At 55.4% G+C, this 24,986-nt stretch carries 17 protein-coding genes; 13 read left to right on the top strand and 4 right to left on the bottom strand.

Features of this window, described 5'->3' with window-relative positions; translation table 11 throughout:
• The first annotated feature begins 42 nt into the window (after nt 1-42).
• Both sseB and BN2591_RS08890 read left to right on the top strand, forming a co-directional pair.
• On the top strand, nt 43-819 hold the full coding sequence (sseB, locus tag BN2591_RS08885; protein ID WP_086870761.1) for an enhanced serine sensitivity protein SseB: 777 nt from the start codon (nt 43-45) through the stop codon (nt 817-819).
• A 163-nt stretch (nt 820-982) separates the two neighbouring features.
• A complete protein-coding gene (locus BN2591_RS08890) occupies nt 983-2,974 on the top strand; it encodes a M48 family metallopeptidase (protein ID WP_086870763.1) in 1,992 nt (663 codons plus the stop codon).
• 39 nt (nt 2,975-3,013) lie between these two features.
• Here the strand turns inward: BN2591_RS08890 and BN2591_RS08895 are convergent, their stop codons facing one another.
• The 4 genes from BN2591_RS08895 to BN2591_RS08910 form a co-directional block, all read right to left on the bottom strand.
• The gene (locus BN2591_RS08895) at nt 3,014-3,784 is read right to left on the bottom strand and encodes a MurR/RpiR family transcriptional regulator (protein WP_086870765.1); all 771 of its coding nucleotides are present in this window, start codon (nt 3,782-3,784) and stop codon (nt 3,014-3,016) included.
• The gene (gene sseA / locus BN2591_RS08900; protein ID WP_086870767.1) at nt 3,785-4,627 is read right to left on the bottom strand and encodes a 3-mercaptopyruvate sulfurtransferase; all 843 of its coding nucleotides are present in this window, start codon (nt 4,625-4,627) and stop codon (nt 3,785-3,787) included. It abuts the gene before it with no gap.
• A 97-nt stretch (nt 4,628-4,724) separates the two neighbouring features.
• On the bottom strand, nt 4,725-6,086 hold the full coding sequence (locus BN2591_RS08905; RefSeq protein ID WP_086870769.1) for a 6-phospho-alpha-glucosidase: 1,362 nt from the start codon (nt 6,084-6,086) through the stop codon (nt 4,725-4,727).
• 12 nt (nt 6,087-6,098) lie between these two features.
• Complete coding sequence (locus BN2591_RS08910) at nt 6,099-7,643, bottom strand: PTS transporter subunit EIIC (protein WP_086870773.1); 1,545 nt, start codon at nt 7,641-7,643, stop codon at nt 6,099-6,101.
• Between the two features lie 282 nt (nt 7,644-7,925).
• Between BN2591_RS08910 and BN2591_RS08915 the strand changes: the two genes are divergently transcribed.
• The 11 genes from BN2591_RS08915 to BN2591_RS08965 all read left to right on the top strand — a co-directional run bounded on the left by BN2591_RS08915 (nt 7,926) and on the right by BN2591_RS08965 (nt 24,976).
• A complete protein-coding gene (locus tag BN2591_RS08915; RefSeq protein WP_086870776.1) occupies nt 7,926-12,890 on the top strand; it encodes an alpha-2-macroglobulin family protein in 4,965 nt (1,654 codons plus the stop codon).
• Between the two features lies 1 nt (nt 12,891).
• Nucleotides 12,892-15,216, top strand: a complete 2,325-nt coding sequence (gene pbpC, locus BN2591_RS08920; RefSeq protein ID WP_086870778.1) for a peptidoglycan glycosyltransferase PbpC — start codon at nt 12,892-12,894, stop codon at nt 15,214-15,216.
• Nucleotides 15,217-15,366: 150 nt separating this feature from the next.
• Entirely contained in the window at nt 15,367-15,798 is a 432-nt protein-coding gene (gene ndk, locus BN2591_RS08925) for a nucleoside-diphosphate kinase (protein ID WP_017458995.1), read from the top strand.
• A gap of 181 nt (nt 15,799-15,979) precedes the next feature.
• Nucleotides 15,980-17,146 (top strand): dual-specificity RNA methyltransferase RlmN, encoded by a 1,167-nt coding sequence (gene rlmN, locus BN2591_RS08930; protein ID WP_086870780.1) that lies wholly within the window; start codon nt 15,980-15,982, stop codon nt 17,144-17,146.
• A gap of 291 nt (nt 17,147-17,437) precedes the next feature.
• On the top strand, nt 17,438-18,445 hold the full coding sequence (gene rodZ, locus BN2591_RS08935; protein ID WP_086870782.1) for a cytoskeleton protein RodZ: 1,008 nt from the start codon (nt 17,438-17,440) through the stop codon (nt 18,443-18,445).
• Between the two features lie 26 nt (nt 18,446-18,471).
• Nucleotides 18,472-19,590 carry a flavodoxin-dependent (E)-4-hydroxy-3-methylbut-2-enyl-diphosphate synthase gene (gene ispG, locus BN2591_RS08940; RefSeq protein WP_086870784.1) on the top strand — a complete coding sequence of 373 codons (1,119 nt, stop codon included), beginning with the start codon at nt 18,472-18,474 and terminating at the stop codon, nt 19,588-19,590.
• A 109-nt stretch (nt 19,591-19,699) separates the two neighbouring features.
• Complete coding sequence (gene hisS, locus BN2591_RS08945; protein ID WP_086870786.1) at nt 19,700-20,974, top strand: histidine--tRNA ligase; 1,275 nt, start codon at nt 19,700-19,702, stop codon at nt 20,972-20,974.
• 36 nt (nt 20,975-21,010) lie between these two features.
• Nucleotides 21,011-21,631 (top strand): YfgM family protein, encoded by a 621-nt coding sequence (locus BN2591_RS08950; protein WP_086870788.1) that lies wholly within the window; start codon nt 21,011-21,013, stop codon nt 21,629-21,631.
• Nucleotides 21,632-21,641: 10 nt separating this feature from the next.
• A complete protein-coding gene (gene bamB / locus BN2591_RS08955; RefSeq protein ID WP_086870790.1) occupies nt 21,642-22,820 on the top strand; it encodes an outer membrane protein assembly factor BamB in 1,179 nt (392 codons plus the stop codon).
• 120 nt (nt 22,821-22,940) lie between these two features.
• A complete protein-coding gene (gene der, locus BN2591_RS08960; RefSeq protein ID WP_086870791.1) occupies nt 22,941-24,416 on the top strand; it encodes a ribosome biogenesis GTPase Der in 1,476 nt (491 codons plus the stop codon).
• Nucleotides 24,417-24,583: 167 nt separating this feature from the next.
• On the top strand, nt 24,584-24,976 hold the full coding sequence (locus tag BN2591_RS08965; RefSeq protein WP_086870793.1) for a cell envelope integrity TolA C-terminal domain-containing protein: 393 nt from the start codon (nt 24,584-24,586) through the stop codon (nt 24,974-24,976).
• Nucleotides 24,977-24,986: the final 10 nt, after the last annotated feature.

Consider the following 24,986-nt stretch of genomic DNA (forward strand, 5'->3'; position numbering starts at 1 on the left):
TTTTCCTCTCCCGCAAGGGAGAGGAAACTCTCTGGAACCACTATGTCAGAAAGCAAAAACGAATTAGAAACCCTGCTGGAACAGGCCGCAACTGAGCCTGCTTATCGTCCGGCCTTTTTCCGCACGCTGCTGGAATCCACCGTTTGGGTGCCAGGCACAGCGGCGGAAGGCGAAGCTATTGTTGAAGACAGCGCGCTTGATTTGCAGCACTGGGAAAAAGATGACGGTACCTCGGTGATCCCATTCTTTACCTCGCTCGAAGCACTGCAACAGGCGGTGGAAGAGGAACAAGCCTTTGTGGTCATGCCCGCGCGCACGCTGTTTGAAATGACGCTCGGCGAGACGCTGTTCCTCAATGCGAAGCTGCCGACCGGCAAAGCGTTCACGCCGCGAGAAATCAGCCACCTGGTGGGCGAAGAGGGCAGCCCGTTAAGCCAGCAGGAAGTGCTGGAGGGCGACACGGCGCTGCTGCTTTCCGAAGTGGCTGAACCGCCCGCACAAATGGTGGATTCGCTGACCACGCTGTTTAAAAGCATCAAAACCGTGAAGCGCGCGTTTCTCTGCTCTATCAAAGAGAAGGCTGATGAGCAGCCCAATCTGCTGATTGGTATCGAAGCTGAAGGCGATATCGAAGAGATTATTCACGCCGCGGGGAGTGTGGCGACCGATACGCTGCCTGGCGACGAGCCGGTGGATATTTGCCAGGTCGTTGAAGGGGAAAAAGGTATTAGCCATTTTATGATCGCGCATATTACCCCTTTCTACGAACGGCGCTGGGGAAGTTTCCTGCGCGACTTTAAGCAAAATCGCATTATTTAATTATCAGGCGGTATGTGATGTACCGCCTTCTATTATTTAAGAAACTGAATTATTAGCCTTTCATTAATAACGTCGTACGATTTTTGCTATTCATTCCATAAATTATGAATTAATCCTATACCTGTGATACGGTGCGTTTTTACGTTTCTTTACGGTTAATTTTATGGACAAAAAAAGCCTGCTGTACTGCTTCGGCGTACCGTTAATTCTCTTCTTCTACGCCTGCTGGCAGAATATCCGTATTAACGAAGTGGATGTTTACCAGGTGACGCAATATGGTTTTGTCGGCCACAGCGTATTTGCCGATATGTCGCGCCAGATCCTCGCCAAAGGCGGAATGTTGTTTTCCCTGTTGGGCTTGATTGCCAGTTGCAGCGCAGTCATTCTCTGTGTTTTAAGCGTACGGAAAGCCCGTATATCTGCGGAAAAGTTAATTACCGCGTTTACCCTTTGTCGCAAGTTACTGCCATTTATTATGGTCGGTGTCATGGCGTCGATTGGTTTCGCGCTGGTCTGCGTGCTGTTATATGAAGTGTGCTGGATCTACACGTTAGGTCGGGCGAGCGCCTTTAATATCAAACTGGTGATATTCGTCTTGTTGATCATTGGTTCGCTGGTATTTATGGTGCTGAAAAGCCTGTTCTTACTAAAACGCTGCTTTGCGCTGTTTGAGCCGCAAGATATGCAGGTTCATGGTGCCGCTGTTTCTGAAGCCGACGCGCCGGAATTGTGGCGCTGGGTCAGGGAATTAGCTCAGCGCGGGCAGGCCATTGTGCCGGATAATATTGTGGTCGGTTTATTTGAGGGGTTTTACGTCACCGCAAGCCCGGTGCAAATTGACAACGGCGCGCGGTTAACCGGCAATACCCTCTATTTCCCGCTCAGCTATGCAGCGTTTATGAATAAAGACGAAGTGGCCGCCGTGATTGGCCATGAGCTGGGGCATTTTTCCGGTAACGATACGGTCTACACCCTGCATTTCGCCGGGCTGTATGCCGGTATGGAAAACAGTCTCGACTACTTTTATCGCGATGTGGCGAGCAGCGGCTGGCTTGAGCGGCTGGCGCTCAACCCGACCATTCATCTCGGCCTCTGGTTTTACCGTCAGTTCCATGAAACGGTCAATGGCTGGAGCCGCGTACGCGAACTGGCAGCGGACGCCGCGGGCGCACGTACCAGCTCGCCGCAGGCGCTGGCGGCCTCACTCCTGCGTTTCTCCGCGCTCAATGAACGCTTTAATGCGCCGATGGAGCTGTTCTTTAACCGCAAACTTGAGACGCACGATCTGGTGCACAGCCTGTTTGCGTCGCTGCGTGAGGGCGGGCGCTTTGATGTTGCCGCCTCGCTTGAGCAGGAACTGGCGCACCCAACGGACAGCCATCCGCCGACGCGTGTGCGTATTGAGCAACTGAATGTGCCGCTGGATGAAACGCTGCTGGCCAGGGCATCACGCCCGGCAGAGGAGGCGGATTACCAGTGGATGCGCAGTTTATTCCGCGATGCATCGGCTATTTCCGCCGCGTTAACCGCCGGCATGGCGAGCAATGTGGAAGCGCACCATGACGCTTATCAGGCCGAATTAGAAAATCTGGCAGCACACTCCACGGAAAGCGTCGTTGTCTCGCTGCGTAAGAAAAATTTCTGGTTGTTCCTGGTGCTGGCGGTGCTCTGTGTTGCTGGTGCTGGTTTAGTCCTCGCGCTGAGTATCCAGTGGAATGCCACCGCCAATAGCTCAATGGAGAAGATAATCTTTGGTCTGGTCGCCGGTGGGCTGATCTTTGGGCTGGCGAGCTGGACGATGTATACGCGCGTGCGCCAGCCGCTGTTCACGTTGACTGCACACGGGATTGAGAGCTATCAGCTCAGCGCGCCGCTCTTGCTGGCGGAGATTGAAAATATTGATATTCGTAGCGTCAATGAGTGGGTGTTTATCGATCTCTACTGGCGGGAAGGTTATCAGCCACCGACCTGCACCGTGGGGCGTTTGTTCCGCAGTTTTACGTTTGAGCCGAAGAAGCGCAAAGTGGTGATAAGCCTGCCTGGCGGGGTATTGAAAGGCGTACTGCGTGAAAAAATGTCGATTGAGGAGCTGTATGTCGCGCTTCATGAATACATTCAGGCCGCCTGGGCGCGGCGTGAACTGAACCAATCGTAATTGGCGTTTTTGCTAATGCCTGCCGAAATGCGGCAGGCATTATTGCGTCGCTTCCAGCAGCAACAGATCCATCAGCAGGACCAGGTTTGACTCGAACGAGGTGATCCCGGCGGCTTCAGCGGCAAAATGCACCGCTTCGTCGTACAGCGCGAAATGGATATCTGCCATCTCCGCCAGCGGGTTTGCCGACGCGCGGGTAAAGGCCACCACCGTCATACCCACGGTACGCGCAATACGCGCTTTATCCAGCACTTGCTCCGTTTCACCACTGCGGGAAACGGCAATAAACACCTGGTAGCGCGCCGCGTTACTGAGAAAGATATTCCGGCTGTCGCCAGGCCCGGAAATAAACGCCGTCTTGCCCAGCACCTGCAATTTCTTGGTCAGGTACTCAGCAAACAGATAGGAAAAACCGGCACCATAGAGAAAAAAGCTCTCCTGCTCATGCAGCAGGGCGGCAAATTGCTGGCGTTTTTCCGCGCTTACCCACTGAAACGTGCGCTGATAATTCGCCATAAACTGCGCGAAGGCTACGGGTAACTCGGCGGGTTCACTGTGTGGCCCGGTAATGTGCGGCGTGTCTGCCAGCCGCTGCTTGCAGTGCCAGATAAACTCGCTATAGCCGCTAAAACCGAGTTTCTGGCACAGGCGAATAATGGTGGCGGTGGAGACAAATGTCGCCTGCGCCAGTTCGCGTACCGTGATGTTTCCCACCAGCAGTGGGTGTTCCGTCAGGTGTGCAAGAACGCGATATTCCGCGCGGGTCAGTGACTCTCCGCGCGTCAGCAGTGGTGCCAGTCGGTTGTCCATTTACGCCGTTTCGATGGGTAAATCGTCGCGTGCGCCCCATTCACTCCAGGAGCCGTCATACAGCGTCACGTTACTTGCACCAAGCGTTGCCAGCGCAAGAATAACTACCGAAGCCGTCACGCCGGAGCCGCAACTGGCGATAATCGGTTTGTGCAGATCCACACCCTGACGGCGGAAAATCGCCGCCAGCTCATCGGTGGTTTTCAGTTCGCCTTCAACGACTAAATCAACCCACGGCACATTCAGTGCGCCGGGAATATGGCCGCGCTTCAGACCCGGGCGCGGTTCATCCACTTCGCCATTAAAACGTGGCGCGGGGCGGGCATCGACAATTTGTGCCGTGCCTTCGTGGCTCGCCAGCAGCACGTCGGTCAGTTTTTTCACCACGTGAGGGTCGAAATTGGCATTAAAATCGGATTCGGGAAGCGGCACGTCGCCTTTTTGTAGCGGCAGGGCATCGCGCTGCCAGCCCGCCAGCCCACCGGCCAGGATCGAGACATTTTCCACGCCGTGATTACGCAGCATCCACCAGGCGCGCGGGGCAGAGAAGAGATTGCCTTCGTCATATACCACCAGATGTTTATCCTGGCTGATGCCCAGTTCGCGCATTGCCACGGCGAATGCTTCCGGGCGCGTCAGCATATGCGGCAGCGTCGTGGTGTGATCGGAAAGGGCTTCGATATCAAAAAAGACCGCACCGGGAAGGTGCCCGGCGCGGTATTCCGCTCTCATGTCGCGATGCTCCTGACCCACTGGCGCCATCCGCGCATCAATCAGCTGGATTTCGGGATCATCGCTATGCTCTATCAGCCAGTCGGCCGCGACAAAAAACGAGGTGGACATGGTTGTCTCCGTGTCATCAACAGTAACCTGAATTGTTAACGTTTTTTCATGACCCGACAAGCCGACATCGCTAACGCCGCGAGCGACCTCGTTATTTTTATGCTGGTTTGCCGTTTTCCCATGCTTTTTGCAGCGCTGGCCAGTAGTCACGGTTGGCTTCGATCATCTCATCAAGGATCGCTTTCGCATGCTGCATGGTAGGCACGGTACGGTTCAGGGTGAATGCCTGTAGCGCTTTCTCGTAACTGCCTTCAATGGTGGCTTCCACCAGCAGTTGTTCCGACGCCAGTTGCTGCATCAACAATGTCTGATGGAACAGCGGCACCGCGCCCATCCGCACCGGTTCTGGCCCTTCACTGGTGATATAAGCCGGGACTTCCACCATGGCATCGTAGGGCAGGTTAGCAATCGCCCCTTTGTTTTCCACAATCACCAGATGGCGCTGGCGCAGGTCAAAGGCCAGCGAACAGGCGACATCGACGATAAACGCGCCATGTACGCCAACATGGAAGGCATCCGGCAGAATACCGGTGCGCTGATATTCCGCCGCAGCAGCAAACAGCTTTTTCTCGCGCCCGTCCATCACTTCATTGGCACGGGTGTAATCGGCGTTTTGATGCGCAACAATGTCGTTTGGCATCAGGTAATACTGCAAATAGGGGTTCGGCAAAAATTCCGGGAAGTGATCCATAATCGGCTTGATGTTGCGCCAGGTTTTCACCCACGACGGATCGGCGTGTTGCGGATCGGTTTGCGCGGCGTCTTCGGTTAACAGACCAAAACGGGCGACGTGTTCGCGCAGCTCCGGCAGACGATCTTCGCCATCGACACGCACTTTGGTAAACCAGCCAAAGTGATTCAGGCCGAAGTAATCCACCTCCAGTTTATGGCGATCAACGCCAAGGATAGCGCCCATATTGCGCATCGCCGCCACCGGCATATCACAAATATTCAGCACACGCGCGTTGGGCCGCAGACGACGCACCCCTTCGGCGACAATCGCCGCCGGGTTGGAGTAGTTCACGATCCACGCTTTTTTATCGGCGTAACGCTCTACCAAATCGATAAGCTCGACCATCGGCAAAATGGTACGCAGCCCGTAAGCCAGCCCGCCAGGGCCACACGTTTCCTGACCAACCACGCCGTGGCGCAGCGGGATCTTTTCATCCTGCTCACGCATTTTGTACTGCCCGACGCGCATTTGTGCGAAAACAAAATGCGCGCCGCGAAACGCGGTTTGCGCATCGCTGGTGACGGTAAATTTGATGCTCTGGCTGTGGTCACGAATCACTTTTTCCACCACCGGCGCGATGGTGTTTTGCCGCGCTTCATCAATGTCGTAAAGGCGAATTTCCGCCAGCGGAAAATCTTCCAGCCTGACCATCAGGCTTTTGACAATGCCCGGCGTATAGGTGCTGCCGCCACCGGCGATCGATAAAATAAACGGGGGTTTAATCATTTCTGGACTCCTTTAGAGAAACATCTCAACCGCTTCTCGCATCTTTTTGACATGCAGCCCGTAGACCACCTGAACGTTGTTACCTTGTTTAATCACGCCTTTTGCGCCTGTCGCTTTCAGCTGCGGCTCATTGATCACCGCCGTGTCTTTTACCGTTACGCGCAGGCGGGTGTAGCAGTTATCCACCACTTCAATATTGGCTCGCCCGCCCAGCCCTTCGATAATCGCTTCACCAACCGCGTCGTTATTGCCTTTGGCCTGATAATCCTGCTTGCTGTAAAGCCGCGTCTCTTCGGTGTCATCCTCACGCCCTGGCGTTTTCATATCGAAGCGCAAAATCAGGAAGCGGAAGATAACGAAGTAGAGGGCGAACATGATGAGCCCGACGAGGATGTACATCGGCCAGTTGGACTTCACGGTGCCGAGCGGCAGGTTGTAGAGAATGAAATCGATAATGCCGTTCGCGCCGATGGCATGAACGCCGAACAGGGAAAACAGCATCATGCCAATGCCGGTCAGCACGGCATGTACCACAAAAAGCAGCGGAGCGACAAACAGAAACGAGAACTCAATCGGTTCGGTCACGCCCACCAGCAAGGAAGTAAGCGCGGCGGGGATCAAAATCGCTTTCGCTGCGGCTTTGCGTTCGGGTTTCGCGGTGACGTACATCGCCAGCGCGGCGGCGGGCAGGCCGAACATTTTACTGATGCCGCGCGCATCCCACACCGCCGTGCTGCTTAATTGCGTCACGCTCGGGCAGGCCATTTCCGCGAAATAGATATTGCGTGCGCCCTGATAGGTGCTGCCGCAGACATCTGCCGTACCGCCTAACTCCGTATAAAGAAACGGTGTATAAACCAGGTGATGTAGCCCGGTCGGCACCAGAATGCGCTCCAGAAAACCGTACACCGCGACGCCGAATGGCCCGGCGCCCTTAATCGCCAGCGCCAGCGTGCTGATGCCGTGCTGGGCAAACGGCCATAACTCACTCATTACCACGCCGAGCACGATGGACACCGGCAGCATAATAATGGCGACAAAACAGTGTCCGGAGTAAATCGCCATCGCGCCGGAAAACTGCACGCCGGAATATTTATCGTACAGATAGCCCGACAGCGCGCCGGTGAGGATGCCGGCGAATACGCCCATCTCCAGCACCTGCACGCCCAGCACCATGCTTTGCCCGGCAGCTTTCATCTGCGCAGCCGGGGCCAGTACGCCCTGCATCTGCAAAGTGACATTCATGGCGTTGATGAAAACGATAAAGGTCACCAGACCAATTAACGCGGCATAACCTTTATCCCGCGAGGCCAGCCCGACCGGGATACCAACGGCAAACACCAGCGCCAGGTTAGCCAGCACCGAGACGGCGGATTTGGCAATCAACTGGCCGATGTTTTGAATAAACGGATGACCAAGGAAAGGTAAATATTCGGCCAGGTTGCCGTTGCCAAAGATATTTCCGAAGGCAATAAACAAACCGACGATGGGCAAAATGAGCACCGGACCAAAGAGGGACTTACCAAAATTTTGTAGGGCATTCACGGCTCTGGACATAATGTTCTCTCTTATTAGAACCGCGCACAAAGGTGCACAGACCGCTTAACGTTAGCAGCCAGTGGTAAGAAATATCCAGCTATCTTATTGTTTTAAAAACAAATGACTCGGAACGTAACATGTTACATTACGGGCTGTGATCGGGTTAACAGCGAGGGTGGAGAGCGTTAAGTGCGCTTTGCGAGGCGCTTTCCAGAATTGATGGGCGGTTTTGTAATTGTCACGGTTGCGCATAATAATGTCTGAGCCTCTTTCAACAGGTTACTTAACCAGGGATAACGAATGAAACCGCTACGTCTTGCGGCGCTGACTCTTGCGCTCGTCACCACCTTTACGCTCGCGGGCTGCGATGATAACGATAAGCCTAAGGCCGCCAGCGCACCTGACTCGAAAGCTGCGCCTGCGCCAGAGCAAAAAACACCGGCGGCTATACCGCAGGATAAAGCAAAGCTTGCTGAGCTTGCCGTACGCAGCGAAGGTAAACCGTTAACGCTGCTGGATGCTTCTGAAGTGCAACTGGATGGCGCAGCGACGCTCGTGCTGACCTTCTCGGTGCCGCTGGAACCAGACCAGAACTTTGCTTCAAGCGTGCATCTGGTGGATAAAAAAAGTGGCAAAGTGGATGGTGCCTGGGAGCTGGCGCCAAACCTGAAAGAGCTGCGCCTGCGCCATCTCGAACCGAACCGCGAGCTGCTGGTATCGGTTGATAAAGGGCTGCTGGCGCTGAATAAGGCTACGTTCGGTAGCGATTACGAAAAAACAATCACCACCCGCGATGTGCAACCAAGCGTCGGTTTCGCCAGCCGGGGTTCGCTGCTGCCAGGAAAAGTGGTGGACGGGCTGCCGGTGATGGCGCTGAACGTGGACAACGTTGACGTCAATTTTTACCGCGTGAAACCGGAATCGCTGGCCGCGTTTATCAGCCAGTGGGAGTACCGCAGTTCGCTGTCGAACTGGGAATCGGAAACGCTCCTGAAAATGGCCGATCTGGTTTATACCGGCCGTTTTGATCTCAATCCAACCCGCAACACGCGTGAAAAACTGCTGTTGCCACTTGGCGGCATTCAGCCGTTACAGCAAACCGGCGTTTACATTGCGGTAATGAACCAGGCCGGGCATTACAACTACAGCAATGCCGCTACCTTATTCACCCTCAGTAACATTGGCCTTTCCGCGCACCGTTACCACAACCGGCTGGATATCTTCACGCAGGGGCTGGAAAACGGCGCTGCGCTCGCCGGCATTGAAGTGATGCTGCTGAACGAGAAAGGGCAAACTCTCGCACAAGCTACCAGCGATAGCGATGGTCATGCCACGCTCAGCACCGATAAAGAAGCGGCCTTGATCCTCGCGCGTAAAGCGGGTGAAACCACGATGCTGGATCTGAAATTACCGGCGCTGGATCTCGCCGAGTTCGCCATTGCAGGCGATCCCGGCTACAGCAAACAGTTCTTTATGTTTGGCCCGCGCGATCTCTACCGCCCTGGTGAAACGGTGATCCTTAACGGCCTGCTGCGCGATAGCGACGGTAAACCACTGGCAGAGCAACCGGTAAAACTTGAGGTGGTGAAACCGGACGGGCAGGTGATCCGCTCGCTGGTCAGCCAGCCGCAAAATGGGCTGTACCAGTTTACTTACCCGCTGGAAGCCAGCGCGCAAACCGGCATGTGGCATATCCGCGCGAACACCGGGGATAATCTTTCTCGCGAGTGGAGCTTCCACGTGGAAGATTTCATGCCAGAGCGCATGGCGTTGAACATTACACCGCAGCCAGAGCCTGTTGAGCCTGCCGCAGATGTGGTATTTAACATTGACGGTCACTATCTGTATGGCGCGCCAGCCAGTGGGAACAGTCTGCAAGGCCAGCTGTTTCTGCGTCCGTTGCGCGAAGCCGTTCCCGCGCTACCGGGGTTCCAGTTTGGCGATATTGCCGAAGAGAACGTAAGCCGCAGCCTGGATGAGGTGCATCTGACGCTGGATAAACAAGGGCAAGGCGAAATCACCACGCCGAGCCAGTGGCAGGATTCACACTCGCCGTTGCAGGTGATTTTACAAGCCAGCCTGCTGGAATCAGGCGGTCGCCCGGTAACACGTCGCGCAGAACAGGCCATCTGGCCTGCGCAAGCGCTGCCGGGCATTCGTCCGCAGTTTGCCTCCAAAGCGGTATATGACTATCGGACTGACACCACCGTGAACCAGCCGATTGTCGATGAGGGCAGCAATGCCGCTTTTGACATTGTTTATACCGATGCCAGTGGCGCGAAAAAAGCGGTCAGCGATTTGCAGGTGCGCTTGATTCGTGAACGCCGTGACTACTTCTGGAACTGGTCGGAAAGCGAAGGCTGGCAATCACAATTTGACCAGAAAGACCTGGTCGAAGGGGAACAAAGCCTGACGCTCAAGGCGGATGAAACCGGAAAAGTCAGTTTCCCGGTGGACTGGGGGTCTTACCGCCTGGAAGTGAAAGGGCCGGATGACACCATCAGTAGCGTGCGCTTCTGGGCCGGTTACAGCTGGCAGGACAACACCGACGGCGCCGGTGCGGCAAGACCGGATCGCGTGACGATGAAACTGGATAAACCGGCCTACAAACCGGGCGATACCATCAAACTGCATGTTACCGCGCCTGCCGCAGGCAAGGGCTATGCAATGATCGAATCCAGTGAAGGTCCGCTGTGGTGGAAAGAGATCGATGTCCCTGCTGAGGGCATGGATCTGAGTATTCCTGTCGATCAGAAGTGGCAGCGCCACGATCTCTATATCAGCACGCTGGTGGTACGCCCTGGCGATAAATCGAAATCCGCCACGCCAAAACGCGCGGTAGGTTTACTGCATCTCCCGATGGGCGATGAGAACCGTCGCCTTGACGTGACGCTCAATGCGCCACAAAAAATGCGTCCTAACCAACCGTTGACAGTGAAAGTCAAAGCGGCGGTGAAAAACGGCGCCACGCCAAAACAGATCAACGTGCTGCTGTCCGCCGTGGACAGCGGTGTGCTGAACATTACCGATTATGTGACGCCGGATCCGTGGCAGGGCTTTTTCGGTCAGAAACGCTACGGCGCGGATATCTACGATATTTATGGTCAGGTGATTGAAGGGCAGGGAAGGCTGGCGGCACTGCGCTTTGGCGGCGATGGCGATGAGCTTAACCGCGGCGGCAAACCACCGGTCAACCATGTCACTATTATTGCTCAGCAGGCACAGCCGGTAACGCTTGATGAACATGGCGAAGGTACAGTGAGCTTGCCGATTGGCGATTTCAACGGTGAGCTGCGCGTGATGGCACAAGCCTGGACAGCGGAAGACTTTGGTAGCACTGAAAGCAAAGTGATCGTTGCCGCGCCAGTGATTGCGGAACTCAATACCCCCCGTTTTCTTGGCAGCGGCGATACCTCGCGCCTGACGCTGGATCTGACTAACCTGACCGATCAACCGCAAACGCTCACTGTCGCGCTGACGGCGAGCGGCCTGTTGGCACTGGAAAGTGGCCAACCGGAGCCGGTTAAGCTCTCTGCCGGCGAGCGCACCACGCTGTTTATTCCGGTGCGTGCGCTGGAGGGCTTTGGCGATGGCGAGCTTAACGCGCAAATTAGCGGGCTGTCCTTACCGGGTGAAACGTTCGCGCCTCAGCAAAAGCAGTGGAAAATCGGTGTGCGTCCGCCGTTTGCGGCACAGACAGTCAATAGCGGAGTGATGCTCAACCCTGGTGAGAGCTGGCATACGCCTGGGCAGCACCTTGCCAATATTTCACCGGTGACCTTGCAAGGTCGCTTACTGCTTAGCGGCAAGCCGCCGCTGAATCTGGCGCGCTATATCGAAGAGCTGCGTGCTTATCCGTACGGTTGTCTTGAACAGACCACCAGCGGGTTGTTCCCGTCGCTTTATACCAATGCCGCGCAGTTAAAAGCGCTGGGTATCAAAGGCGACAGTGATGAGCAGCGCCGCGCGGCGGTGGATATTGGTATCTCCCGCCTGCTGCAGATGCAGCGCGAAGACGGCGGTTTCGCGTTGTGGGACAAGAGTGGACCGGAAGAGTACTGGCTGACGGCCTACGTCACCGACTTCCTGGTTAGCGCGTCTGCGCAGGGGTATAGCGTACCCATGGAGGCGCTGAATAACGCCAATAATCGCTTATTGCGCTATTTGCAGGATCCGGCGGTCATGTCCATTCGCTATACCGACGATGCACCGGCAACCAAGTTCGCGGTACAAAGCTATGCGGGTCTGGTGCTGGCGCGTCAGCAGAAAGCGCCGTTAGGCGCATTGCGTGAAATCTGGCAACGTCATGAGCAGGCCAGAGCGGCGCTGCCGCTGATGCAACTGGGCGTGGCGCTGAAACTGATGGGCGATGCGCAGCGCAGCGAACAAGCCTTAGCGCTGGGTCTGAAAACCTCTCGCCCGCAGTCCGGACACTGGCTGGCGGATTACGGCAGCGAACTGCGTGACAACGCATTGATACTGGCGCTGCTGGAAGAGAACAACCTGCTGCCACAGGAGCAGCCGCGTCTGCTGGCGACGCTCGCTGAGCAGGCTTACGGTCAGCGTTGGTTGTCGACACAGGAGAGCAACGCGCTGTTTATGGCCGGGCGTAATCTGCAAAACGCCACGGGCGCATGGCAGGCGCAAACCTCACTGGATGCCGCAGGGCTTGGTGGCGATCGTCCGCAAAGCCGTAATCTCAATGCCGATCAACTGGGAGCATTGCAGGTTACCAATAGCGGCAGCACGCCGCTGTGGTTGCGTCTCGACAGCACAGGCTATCCGGAACAGGCTCCTGCGCCGTCCGGGAAGGTATTAAAAATTGAACGTACGTTCCTGGGGACCGATGGTCGCAGTAAATCACTGTCGTCACTGAAAAGCGGTGAACTGGTGCTGGTACGCCTCGACGTGAATGCCAGCCAGAACGTACCGGACGCGCTGGTGGTTGATTTACTGCCCGCCGGGCTGGAGCTGGAAAACCAGAACCTCGCTGATAGCAGCGCCAGTCTGCAAGATAGCGGCAGTGAAGTGCAGGATCTGCTAAATCGTATGCAACAAGTGGATATCCAGCATATGGAGTTTCGCGATGACCGGTTTGTTGCTGCGGTGCCGGTAAACGCAGGTGAGTGGGTCACGCTGGTTTACCTGGCGCGCGCGGTCACGCCAGGCACTTATCAGGTTCCCGCTCCGCAGGTGGAGTCAATGTATGTTCCGCAGTGGCGGGCGACCGGTGCGACCAGTGGTCCGCTGATTATCGTGCCGTAACGTGAGGATCGTCCGTCTGATACGCACCCGCTGGCGCTGGCTGGTGGGTGTTCCTCTGCTGTTGGTGTTGGGCGTTATGGCTGCCGACAAGATTTGGCCGCTGCCGCTTAGTGAGGTTGATCCGGCACGGGTGGTGGTGGCCGAAGACGGTACGCCGCTGTGGCGCTTTGCCGATGCCGACGGTATCTGGCGCTACCCGGTCACCATCGAAGAGGTATCGCCACACTATCTGCAGGCGCTGATCCAGTATGAGGATCGCTGGTTCTGGGCGCACCCGGGAGTGAATCCGCTGTCGATTGCGCGTGCAGCCTGGCAGGATCTGCGTTCCGGCCATGTCGTTTCTGGCGGCAGCACCTTGACAATGCAGGTCGCTCGTCTGCTCGATCCGCATCCGCGCACCTTTGGTGGAAAGGTGCGTCAGCTGTGGCGGGCGCTGCAACTGGAGTGGCACCTCTCAAAACGTGAAATTCTCACGCTTTATCTGAACCGCGCGCCGTTTGGCGGCACGCTGCAAGGCGTGGGCGCTGCGAGTTGGGCTTATTTAGGTAAACCGCCTGCGACGCTCAGCTATTCCGAAGCGGCACTGTTAGCGGTTTTGCCGCAGGCACCCAGCCGTTTACGTCCGGATCGCTGGCCGCAACGTGCGCAGGCCGCGCGCGATAAAGTGCTGGAACGTATGGTGTCGCAAAAGGCGTGGTCAGCAACGCAGGTGGCGGAGTCCCGTGAAGAGCCGGTCTGGCTGGCTCCGCGTCAGATGCCGCAACTGGCACCGCTCTTCGCCCGACGAATGGTTGGTGAAAGCAAGGCACTGAAAATCACCACCACGCTGAATGCCAGCCTGCAACGTCAGCTTGAAGAGCTGGCGTTAAATGTGAAAAGCCGCCTGCCAGCGCGCAGTTCGCTGGCGATAATCGTCGTTGACCACACGGATATGAAAGTGCGCGGTTGGGTTGGCTCAGTGGATATTAATGACGACAGCCGTTTCAGCCATGTGGATATGGTCAGCGCCGTTCGTTCGCCGGGCTCGGTGTTAAAGCCCTTTATTTATGGTCTCGCGCTGGATGAAGGGCTGATTCATCCGGCCTCACTGTTACAGGATGTGCCGCGCCGGGTGGGCGATTATCGGCCCGGTAATTTTGACAGCGGTTTCCATGGCCCGGTAAGCATGAATGAAGCGCTGGTACGCTCGCTTAATTTACCGGCGGTGCAGGTTCTGGAAGCCTACGGGCCGAAGAAATTTGCCGGAAATCTGCGTAATGTCGGTTTGCCGCTGATTTTACCGACGGGGGCGGAACCCAATCTTTCACTGATCCTTGGCGGCGCGGGTGCGCGGCTGGAAGACATTGCGGCTGCTTACACCGCGTTTGCCCGCGAGGGAAAAGCGGGAAGCCTGCGCCTGACACCTGGCGCCCCGCTACTGGAGCGGCGGTTGATGTCGCCGGGTGCGGCGTGGATTATTCGCCGTATTCTCGCCGGAGAAGCACAACCGGTGCCAGATGAAGCATTGCCGCAGGTGGTGCCGCTGGCGTGGAAAACCGGCACCAGTTATGGCTATCGCGACGCATGGGCGATAGGAATTAATGCCCGCTACGTGATAGGCATCTGGACGGGGCGCCCTGACGGCACGCCCGTAGCCGGGCAGTTCGGTTTTGCCAGCGCTGTACCGTTGCTTAACCAGGTCAATAATCTGTTGCAGCCGCGCTCAGCGCTTGAACAGGCGAGGCTGCCGCGCGACCCGCGCCCGCAAACGGTTAGCAGCGGCGTCATCTGCTGGCCGGGTGGGCAAAGCTTACCGCCTGGCGACAGCAATTGTCGCCGTCGACTTACCACCTGGCTGTTAGACGGTAGCCAGCCGCCAACGCTGTTATTGCCGGAGCAGGAAGGTGGTCACGGGATCAATTTCCCGCTCTGGCTGAATAAAGAGGGGCGCAGGGTTGCCGCAGATTGCCCGGATGCGCAGCAGAAGACATGGATCGCCTGGCCGTTACCGCTGGAACCGTGGTTGCCTGCCGGTGAACGTCGCGTTGCCCGTTTACCGGTGGCGGACAAACGCTGCCCGCCTCGTGACGATAACGCGCCGCCACCGCTGTTATTAAGCGGCGTGCGCGAAGAGGCGGTGATCAAACGCATTCCCGGCCAGGCATTTGCCTTATTGCCGCTACAAAGCAGCGGTGGCGAGGGCAGTCGCTGGTGGTTTTTGAATGGTGAACCGTTAGCCTCGCATAGCAGCTTATTGAGCCTGAAACTTGATAAAAGCGGGGAGTATCAGTTATTGGTGATGGATGACGCAGGGCAAATAGCTACAGTGCAGTTTACGGTGCAATAAGCGCTGGAATGGCACTACTGGCGTAAGGTGTTGCTAAAAATAGTCTCATTTTAAAAAAATGTTACCTTCATCCATAGGCAACGTCCGTATTGCTCTTTATAATCCGCGCCACACCTATTCAGGGCAACAGAACAACTTACAGAGGTAAACATGGCTATTGAACGTACTTTTTCCATCATTAAACCGAACGCGGTGGCAAAAAACGTTATTGGCAGCATCTTCTCTCGCTTTGAAGCGGCAGGGTTCAAAATTGTTGGCACCAAAATGCTGCACCTGACCGTTGAGCAGGCGCGCGGTTTCTATGCCGAGCACGAAGGTCGTCCATTCTTTGACGGTCTGGTTGAGTTTATGACTTCCGGCCCGATTGTGGTTTCCGTGCTGGAAGGTGAAAACGCGGTGCAGCGTCACCGTGACCTGCTGGGCGCAACCAACCCGGCTAATGCACTGGCAGGCACGCTGCGTGCTGACTACGCAGACAGCTTCACTGAGAACGGTACTCACGGTTCTGACTCCGTTGAATCCGCTGCGCGTGAAATCGCCTACTTCTTCGCCGAAGGCGAAGTGTGCCCGCGCACCCGTTAATCACTCGTTAAACGTGTAACGAGGTTTACACTTTAATTTGTGAAAAGCCGCGTGCAAACGTGGTATCTGTGCGTCAGAATTTGTACAATGCTGCGCCCCAGGATGAGCCGACGCTGTCCTGGGGCGCTTCTTTTTAACCCTCCACGGGCCACAACGTGTAATAACGAGGCCGGAATACATTATGACTGAACAAATTGTCATGCCTGAGAACGACGCTCTCACGGTGCCAAACAAAGATGCAAAAATTAACCTGCTGGATTTAAACCGTCAGCAGATGCGTGAATTTTTCAAAAACTTAGGCGAAAAACCCTTCCGCGCCGATCAGGTGATGAAGTGGATGTACCACTATTGCAGCGACGACTTTGATGAGATGACCGACATCAACAAAGTGCTACGCAACAAATTAAAAGAGGTCGCCGAAATTCGTGCGCCGGAAGTGGTGGAAGAACAACGCTCCTCCGACGGCACCATCAAATGGGCGATTGCCGTGGGCGATCAGCGCGTTGAAACCGTCTACATCCCCGAAGATGATCGCGCGACGTTGTGTGTCTCTTCCCAGGTGGGATGTGCGCTGGAGTGCAAATTTTGCTCCACGGCTCAGCAGGGGTTTAACCGTAACCTGCGCGTTTCGGAAATTATCGGCCAGGTGTGGCGCGCGGCGAAAATTATCGGCGCGGCGAAAGTCACCGGCAGCCGCCCGATTACCAACGTGGTGATGATGGGCATGGGCGAGCCGCTGCTCAACCTGACCAACGTCGTTCCGGCGATGGAGATTATGCTGGATGATTTCGGCTTTGGTCTCTCCAAACGCCGCGTCACGCTCTCCACTTCCGGCGTGGTTCCGGCGCTGGATAAACTGGGCGATATGATTGACGTTGCGCTGGCCATCTCTCTGCATGCGCCAAACGACGAAATTCGCGATGAAATTGTACCGATCAACAAAAAGTACAACATCGAGACGTTCCTCGCCGCCGTTCGCCGTTATCTGGAAAAATCCAACGCTAACCAGGGCCGTGTGACCATTGAGTATGTGATGCTGGATCACGTCAACGATGGTACTGAACATGCGCACCAGTTGGCGGAGCTGCTGAAAGATACACCGTGCAAGATCAACCTGATTCCATGGAACCCGTTCCCGGGGGCGCCGTATGGCCGCAGCTCTAACAGCCGTATCGATCGCTTCTGTAAGGTGCTGATGAGTTATGGTTTCACCACCATCGTGCGTAAAACGCGTGGCGATGATATCGATGCCGCGTGTGGTCAGTTGGCGGGCGATGTGATCGACCGTACCAAACGTACGATGCGTAAGCGTATGCAGGGCGAGCCTATTGAGATCAAGGCACTATAATCATAAGTTGCAGCGCGAAGAATATGCTGCATTTTGTGAAAATGTCGACTATTTGGCCTGTACATATACAGGCCATTAATAATTACGGTGCGTTTCTCCTGACTTTAAGGCAGTATGTAGTGATGGAACAACGGCTTAGCAAAAAGTGCTGAAAGCTGTTCTGTTATGACAAGCCTGACAGTCCTATACTGTGGGCCAGGTTTAACCGACCCGGTTTTTTCGCGGCGCGTGTAGGCATTGCGGTTATGCGCGCCTGAATGTTTAATTTTCACGTACCAGTAGTTGTAGCGAATGAATACTGAAGCCACTCACGACCAAAATGAAGCACAAACCACTGGCGTACGTCTGCGCAACGCCCGTGAACAACTTGGACTCAGCCAGCAAGCGGTTGCAGAGCGCTTATGCCTGAAGGTCTCCACGGTACGCGATATCGAAGAGGACAGGTCGCCCGCCGATCTGGCTTCGACTTTTGTACGCGGTTATATCCGCTCCTATGCCCGCTTAGTGCACATTCCTGAAGAAGAACTGCTGCCGATTCTTGAAAAACAAGCGCCGGTCAGAGCGGCAAAAGTTGCGCCAATGCAGACTTTTGCTTTAGGCAAACCGCGTAAAAAACGCGGTGGCTGGATGATGAGTTTTATCACCTGGCTGGTGTTCCTGGTCGCCATCGGCCTGACGGGCGCATGGTGGTGGGATAACCACAAAGCGCAGCAGCAAGAGATCACCAACATGGCGGATCAATCTTCTGCGGAGCTGAACGCGGGCAACAGCAACGCGCAAAGCGTACCACTGAATAACGACACCGCTGCAGCAGACCCGGTTGATAATTCCGCCACGCCTGTTGAAGCGCCAGCACCGTCGGCGACAGCGCAAACGCCAGCCGCCAGCGCGCCGCAAGCCCCCGCTACTACCGCAAATCAGAACACCGTTGTTGCACCGTCGCAGGCGAATGTTGACGCCATGCAGCAGCCTACCGCTCCAGCAAACCCAGCGCAGTTACCGACCGACCAGGCCGGTGTCGCGGGTGCGCAAGCGGATACTAACGCACTGGTGATGAACTTTACTGCCGACTGCTGGCTGGAAGTGAGCGATGCCACCGGGAAGAAATTATTCAGCGGCTTGCAACGTAAAGATGCCACGCTCAATTTAACCGGCCAGGCGCCATATAAGCTGAAAATTGGCGCGCCATCAGCCGTTCAGATCCAGTATCAGGGTAAACCTGTCGATCTGAGTCGTTTTATCAGAACTAACCAGGTTGCGCGTCTGACCCTCAATGCCGAACAATCAGCAGCACAGTAACAGACGGGCAACGCGGGAGATTTTTCATGCATAACCAGGCTCCGATTCAGCGTCGGAAATCGAAACGGATTTACGTTGGTAATGTGCCCATTGGCGATGGCGCACCCATCGCCGTGCAGTCCATGACAAACACCCGTACCACGGATGTTGAAGCGACGGTTAATCAAATCAAAGCGCTTGAGCGCGTCGGCGCGGATATTGTCCGCGTCTCTGTCCCGACCATGGACGCGGCAGAAGCCTTCAAATTGATCAAACAGCAAGTGCGTGTCCCGCTGGTTGCGGACATCCATTTTGACTACCGCATTGCGCTGAAAGTCGCCGAATATGGCGTTGACTGTCTGCGCATTAACCCCGGCAACATCGGCAACGAAGAGCGTATTCGCACCGTTGTTGATTGCGCGCGCGATAAAAACATTCCGATTCGCATCGGTGTTAACGCCGGTTCGCTGGAAAAAGATCTGCAGGAAAAGTATGGCGAGCCAACGCCGCAAGCGCTGCTCGAATCCGCCATGCGTCATGTCGATCATCTCGATCGCCTGAATTTCGATCAGTTCAAAGTCAGCGTGAAAGCGTCGGACGTATTCCTCGCTGTTGAATCCTATCGGCTGCTGGCAAAACAGATCGATCAGCCGCTGCATCTTGGCATCACCGAAGCTGGTGGCGCGCGCGCAGGCGCAGTGAAATCGGCGATTGGTCTGGGCTTACTGCTTTCAGAAGGCATTGGTGACACGCTGCGTATTTCGCTGGCTGCCGATCCGGTGGAAGAGATTAAAGTTGGTTTTGATATCCTGAAATCGCTGCGCATTCGCTCGCGCGGCATTAACTTTATCGCCTGTCCGACCTGTTCCCGCCAGGAATTTGATGTTATCGGTACGGTCAACGCCCTTGAACAGCGTCTGGAAGATATCATCACGCCGATGGATGTCTCCATTATCGGTTGCGTGGTAAATGGCCCAGGCGAAGCGCTTGTTTCTACGCTGGGTGTGACCGGCGGTAACAAGAAAAGCGGCCTGTACGAAGATGGTGTGCGCAAAGACCGCCTGGATAACAGCGATATGATTAGCCAGCTTGAAGCCCGCATTCGCGCGAAAGCATCAATGCTGGATGAAGCGCGTCGTATCGATGTGCAACAGGTAGAAAAATAAGGTTGCTGGGAAGCGGCAGGCTTCCCGTGTATGATGAACCCGCCCGGCGCGACCCGCAGTTCGTCGCGGCCCTGAGGGTTCATTTTTTGTATTAATAAAGAGAATAAACGTGGCAAAAAATATTCAAGCCATTCGCGGCATGAACGATTATCTGCCTGGCGAAACCGCCATCTGGCAGCGCATTGAAGGCACTTTAAAAAACGTGCTCGGCAGCTACGGTTACAGTGAAATCCGTTTGCCGATTGTAGAGCAGACCCCGTTATTTAAACGCGCGATCGGTGAAGTGACCGACGTGGTTGAAAAAGAGATGTACACCTTTGACGATCGCAACGGCGACAGCCTGACACTGCGTCCCGAAGGTACGGCGGGCTGTGTACGCGCCGGCATCGAACATGGTCTTCTGTACAATCAGGAACAGCGCTTGTGGTATGTCGGGCCGATGTTCCGCTACGAACGTCCGCAGAAAGGGCGCTATCGTCAGTTCCATCAGTTGGGTGTGGAAGTGTTTGGCCTGCAGGGGCCGGATATCGATGCCGAGCTGATTATGCTTACCGCCCGCTGGTGGCGCGAGCTGGGCATTGCTTCGCACGTTGCCCTTGAACTCAACTCGATTGGCTCGCTTGACGCGCGCGCGACCTATCGCGATGCGCTGGTGGCTTTCCTCGAGCAGCATAAAGATAAGCTGGACGAAGACTGCCTGCGCCGTATGTATACCAACCCGCTGCGCGTACTGGATACCAAAAACCAGGATATCCAGGTGCTGCTGAACGATGCACCGAAACTGGGTGATTACCTTGACGATGAGTCCCGCGAACACTTCGCAGGTCTTTGCGCATTCCTTGATGCGGCGGGTATCGCCTATACGGTGAACCAGCGTCTGGTGCGCGGTCTGGACTACTACAACCGTACTGTTTTCGAGTGGGTAACCACCAGTCTTGGCGCGCAGGGCACTGTTTGCGCAGGCGGTCGTTATGATGGACTGGTTGAGCAACTGGGTGGTCGTGCGACTCCGGCGGTTGGCTTCGCAATGGGTCTTGAACGACTTGTTTTGTTAGTTCAGGCTGTTAATCCGGAATTTAAAGCAGAATCCGTTGTCGATATATACCTGGTGGCGTCTGGCGCCAATACGCAATCCGCTGCTATGCAGTTGGGTGAGCAGGTGCGCGATGCGTTACCTGGCGTACGGCTGATGATGAACCACGGCGGCGGCAATTTTAAAAAGCAATTTGCCCGTGCGGACAAGTGGGGCGCTCGCGTCGCACTGGTGCTCGGCGAATCTGAAATTGCCGACGGTAATGTTGTGGTGAAGGATTTACGCTCTGGTGAGCAGAGTACGGTAACGCAGGAGAGCGTTGCGGCGCATTTGCGCACACTACTGGGCTAATCTCCCCGGTGAATTATCGTTAAGGAGAAGGACTGCGTGGAAATTTACGAAAACGAAAACGACCAGGTAGACGCGATTAAGCGCTTCTTTGCCGAGAATGGTAAAGCGCTGGCCGTTGGCGTCATTTTGGGTATTGGTGCGCTGGTTGGCTGGCGCTACTGGAACAGCCATCAGGCAGACACGGCGAGAGCCTCTTCACAGGCTTATGAAAACGCGGTTGCCGCGCTTTCGGCGGGCAAACCAGAATCGTTTACGGCGGCGGAAAAATTCGCTGCTGAAAACAAAAACACCTACGGCGCGCTGGCGTCGCTGGAACTGGCGCAGCAATACGTTGAGAAGAACGAGCTGGATAAAGCCGCTGCTCAGTTGCAACAAGGGCTGGCTGCGACGAATGATGAAAATCTCAAGTCGATAATCAATGTGCGCCTGGCGCGCATTCAGGTACAGCAAAAGCAACAAGACGCTGCGCTGAAAACGCTGGATGCGGTCAAAGCGGAAAGCTGGTCAGCGATTGTTGCCGATCTGCGTGGCGAAGCACTGCTGAGCAAAGGTGATAAACAAGGCGCGCGCACCGCATGGGAAAACGGCATTAAAAACAATGCTTCTCCTGCGCTGAGTGAAATGATGCAGATGAAAATCAATAATTTGTCCATCTAAGAGGGACCCGATGCAATTGCGTAAATTACTTCTGCCAGGGCTGCTTTCCGTCACGCTTTTGAGCGGCTGTTCCCTGTTTAACAGCGAAGAAGATGTTGTCAAAATGTCCCCGTTGCCGGTGGTGGAAAACCAGTTCACCCCGACCACCTCATGGAGCACCTCCGTGGGCAACGGTATTGGTGACTTCTACTCTAACCTGCATCCGGCGTTTGCTGATGGCGTGGTTTACGCCGCCGATCGTCATGGTGTGGTGAAAGCGGTTAGCATTGAAGATGGGCATGAAATTTGGTCGGTTAACCTGGCTGAAAAAGATGGCTGGTTCTCCACACGCGCTGCACTGCTTTCTGGCGGTGTGACCGTTTCCGGTGGCCATGTTTATGTGGGCAGCGAAAAAGCGCAGGTTTACGCACTGAACACCAGCGATGGTTCGCAGGCGTGGAAAACGAAAGTCGCTGGCGAAGCGCTTTCTCGCCCGGTAGTGAGCGACGGTTTAGTGCTGATCCACACCAGTAACGGTCAGTTGCAGGCGCTGAACGAAAGCGATGGCGCATCCAAATGGATCGTCAACCTCGATATGCCTGCGCTTTCTCTGCGCGGTGAATCCGCACCGACTTCCGCCTTTGGCGCTGCCATTGTTGGCGGTGATAACGGTCGCGTTAGCGCGGTATTAATGCAGCAGGGCCAGATGATTTGGCAGCAGCGAATCTCCCAGGCCAATGGTCCGACAGAGATCGATCGTCTGAGCGATGTCGATACTACGCCGGTGGTTGTGGGTAACGTGGTGTACGCGTTGGCCTATAACGGCAACCTGACGGCGCTGGATCTGCGTAGCGGCCAGATTATGTGGAAACGCGAGCTGGGTTCAGTGAGCGATTTCGTGGTTGATGGTAACCGCATCTATATGATCGACCAGAGCGATCGTGTGCTGGCCCTGACTACCGACGGCGGCGTGACCCTGTGGACACAAAGTGACCTGCTGCACCGTAACCTTACCGCTCCGGCGTTGTATAATGGTTACATTGTGACAGGCGATAGCGAAGGCTACGTGCACTGGATTAACGTTGAAGACGGGCGCTTTGTCGCGCAGCAGAAAGTCGACAGCTCCGGTTTCCTGACCGAGCCGGTGGTTGCCGGTGGCAAACTGCTGATCCAGGCGAAAGACGGCACAGTATACGCCCTTTCGCGCTAAGCGCGTCGGGTTTGTCGTTCCTGAAGACGGCTCCTGTTGCAGGAGCCGTTTTCCTGTTTTTAAAACGGCGCGTAACCCGCGACGTTTTGCTAATGAATTTTCTGTAATGAGGCTTTAAACATGGTACCTGTGGTCGCGCTTGTCGGGCGCCCTAACGTTGGAAAATCCACGCTATTTAACCGTTTAACACGCACCCGAGATGCGCTGGTGGCGGATTTCCCGGGTCTGACTCGTGACCGTAAGTACGGTCGTGCTGAAGTTGAAGGCCGCGAATTTATCTGTATCGATACCGGCGGTATCGATGGCACCGAAGATGGCGTGGAAACGCGCATGGCGGAACAATCGCTGCTGGCGATTGAAGAAGCCGATGTCGTACTGTTTATGGTCGATGCGCGCGCGGGTCTGATGCCAGCCGATTCGGCCATTGCCAAGCATCTGCGTTCACGCGAAAAACCGACTTTTCTGGTGGCGAACAAAACCGACGGTCTGGATCCGGATCAGGCAATAGCAGATTTTTATTCCCTCGGTCTGGGGGAAATCCACGCTATCGCCGCTTCCCACGGGCGCGGTGTCACCAGCTTGCTGGAACATGTGCTGATGCCATGGATGGACGAACTCAACCCGCCGGAAGAGGTGGATGAGGACGCCGAATACTGGGCACAGTTCGAAGCCAACGAAAACGGCGAAAAAGAAGAGCCGGAAGACGATTTCAACCCGCAGGATCTGCCAATCAAACTGGCCATTGTGGGGCGTCCGAACGTCGGTAAGTCCACACTGACTAACCGCATTCTCGGCGAAGAGCGCGTGGTGGTGTATGACATGCCGGGTACCACGCGCGACAGCATCTACATTCCGATGCAGCGCGATGAGCGTGAATACGTACTTATCGACACCGCTGGTGTGCGTAAGCGCGGCAAAATCACCGATGTGGTGGAGAAGTTCTCGGTCATCAAAACGCTGCAAGCGATTGAAGATGCTAACGTTGTGCTGCTGGTCATTGATGCCCGTGAAGGTATCTCCGATCAGGATTTATCGCTGCTCGGCTTTATTCTTAACAGCGGCCGCTCACTGGTTATCGTCGTCAATAAATGGGACGGTCTGAGCCAGGAAGTGAAAGAGCAGGTGAAAGAGACGCTGGATTACCGCCTGGGCTTTATTGATTTCGCCCGTGTGCACTTTATTTCCGCGCTGCACGGCAGCGGCGTTGGCAACCTGTTTGAATCCGTTCGCGAAGCGTATGACAGCTCCACCCGCCGCGTCAGTACTGCGCTGCTGACGCGTATTATGAACATGGCGGCGGAAGATCATCAGCCGCCGTTAGTGCGTGGTCGTCGCGTGAAGCTGAAATATGCCCACGCCGGTGGGTATAACCCGCCGATAGTGGTGATCCACGGCAACCAGGTGAAAGACTTGCCGGATTCCTACAAACGTTATTTGATGAACTACTTCCGCAAATCGCTGGATGTGATGGGTACGCCAATCCGTATTCAGTTCAAAGAGGGGGAAAACCCGTTTGCCGACAAACGCAACACCCTGACACCGAACCAGATGCGCAAACGTAAACGCCTGATTAAGCACATCAAAAAAAGTAAGTAATCACTTGCTTCAAACCCGCCGCCTGGCGGGTTTTTTATTTATTACAACGGGCTCACCTACAGAAATCAGGCGCTGTTTCGGCCTGTCGATAGCAGTACACTGGTTAAGGCTATAAAAACAACGCGTTAATAATCGTCTTCAATGAATAATTTCAAAAGGGATATGAAATGAAAACGTTTTTACTGGTGATATTTCTGGCCGGTGTAGTGACTGGTTGCACACCGCTTCACCCCTCCGGTTGCCATAAAACCACCGCGCTTGGCAGTTGCGATTCCGGGCGTTTTACCGACCAGGATGAGTACGGGAAACAGGCCCGCGCGATAAAAAACGCGATCGAATCACGGCTTGCGGATCGTTCTGGCTGGAAAGGGAAAAAATGCCGCTTACATCTGGAATTTGCTTATGATGGCAAACTGAACAATATTGAGACCAGAGAAGGGAATAAAGCTTACTGCGCGGCGCTGAAAACTGCGGCTCAACGGGCGTCATTCCCGGCATTTCCTTCTCAGCGGATTTACCAGGCCTTCGAGAGCTCCCGCTTCGTGATGGTGGGCGAATAGTAAACCAAAC

This window comes from Kosakonia pseudosacchari (assembly GCF_900184035.1).
Lineage (GTDB): Bacteria > Pseudomonadota > Gammaproteobacteria > Enterobacterales > Enterobacteriaceae > Kosakonia > Kosakonia pseudosacchari.

What these genes read in the sequence shown, in the direction of transcription:
- sseB (WP_086870761.1), top strand. Translation starts at nt 43, where the DNA reads ATGTCAGAAAGCAAAAACGAATTAGAAACCCTGCTGGAACAGGCCGCA.
- BN2591_RS08890 (WP_086870763.1), top strand. Translation starts at nt 983, where the DNA reads ATGGACAAAAAAAGCCTGCTGTACTGCTTCGGCGTACCGTTAATTCTC.
- BN2591_RS08895 (WP_086870765.1), bottom strand. Translation starts at nt 3,784, where the DNA reads ATGGACAACCGACTGGCACCACTGCTGACGCGCGGAGAGTCACTGACC.
- sseA (WP_086870767.1), bottom strand. Translation starts at nt 4,627, where the DNA reads ATGTCCACCTCGTTTTTTGTCGCGGCCGACTGGCTGATAGAGCATAGC.
- BN2591_RS08905 (WP_086870769.1), bottom strand. Translation starts at nt 6,086, where the DNA reads ATGATTAAACCCCCGTTTATTTTATCGATCGCCGGTGGCGGCAGCACC.
- BN2591_RS08910 (WP_086870773.1), bottom strand. Translation starts at nt 7,643, where the DNA reads ATGTCCAGAGCCGTGAATGCCCTACAAAATTTTGGTAAGTCCCTCTTT.
- BN2591_RS08915 (WP_086870776.1), top strand. Translation starts at nt 7,926, where the DNA reads ATGAAACCGCTACGTCTTGCGGCGCTGACTCTTGCGCTCGTCACCACC.
- ndk (WP_017458995.1), top strand. Translation starts at nt 15,367, where the DNA reads ATGGCTATTGAACGTACTTTTTCCATCATTAAACCGAACGCGGTGGCA.
- rlmN (WP_086870780.1), top strand. Translation starts at nt 15,980, where the DNA reads ATGACTGAACAAATTGTCATGCCTGAGAACGACGCTCTCACGGTGCCA.
- rodZ (WP_086870782.1), top strand. Translation starts at nt 17,438, where the DNA reads ATGAATACTGAAGCCACTCACGACCAAAATGAAGCACAAACCACTGGC.
- ispG (WP_086870784.1), top strand. Translation starts at nt 18,472, where the DNA reads ATGCATAACCAGGCTCCGATTCAGCGTCGGAAATCGAAACGGATTTAC.
- bamB (WP_086870790.1), top strand. Translation starts at nt 21,642, where the DNA reads ATGCAATTGCGTAAATTACTTCTGCCAGGGCTGCTTTCCGTCACGCTT.
- der (WP_086870791.1), top strand. Translation starts at nt 22,941, where the DNA reads ATGGTACCTGTGGTCGCGCTTGTCGGGCGCCCTAACGTTGGAAAATCC.
- BN2591_RS08965 (WP_086870793.1), top strand. Translation starts at nt 24,584, where the DNA reads ATGAAAACGTTTTTACTGGTGATATTTCTGGCCGGTGTAGTGACTGGT.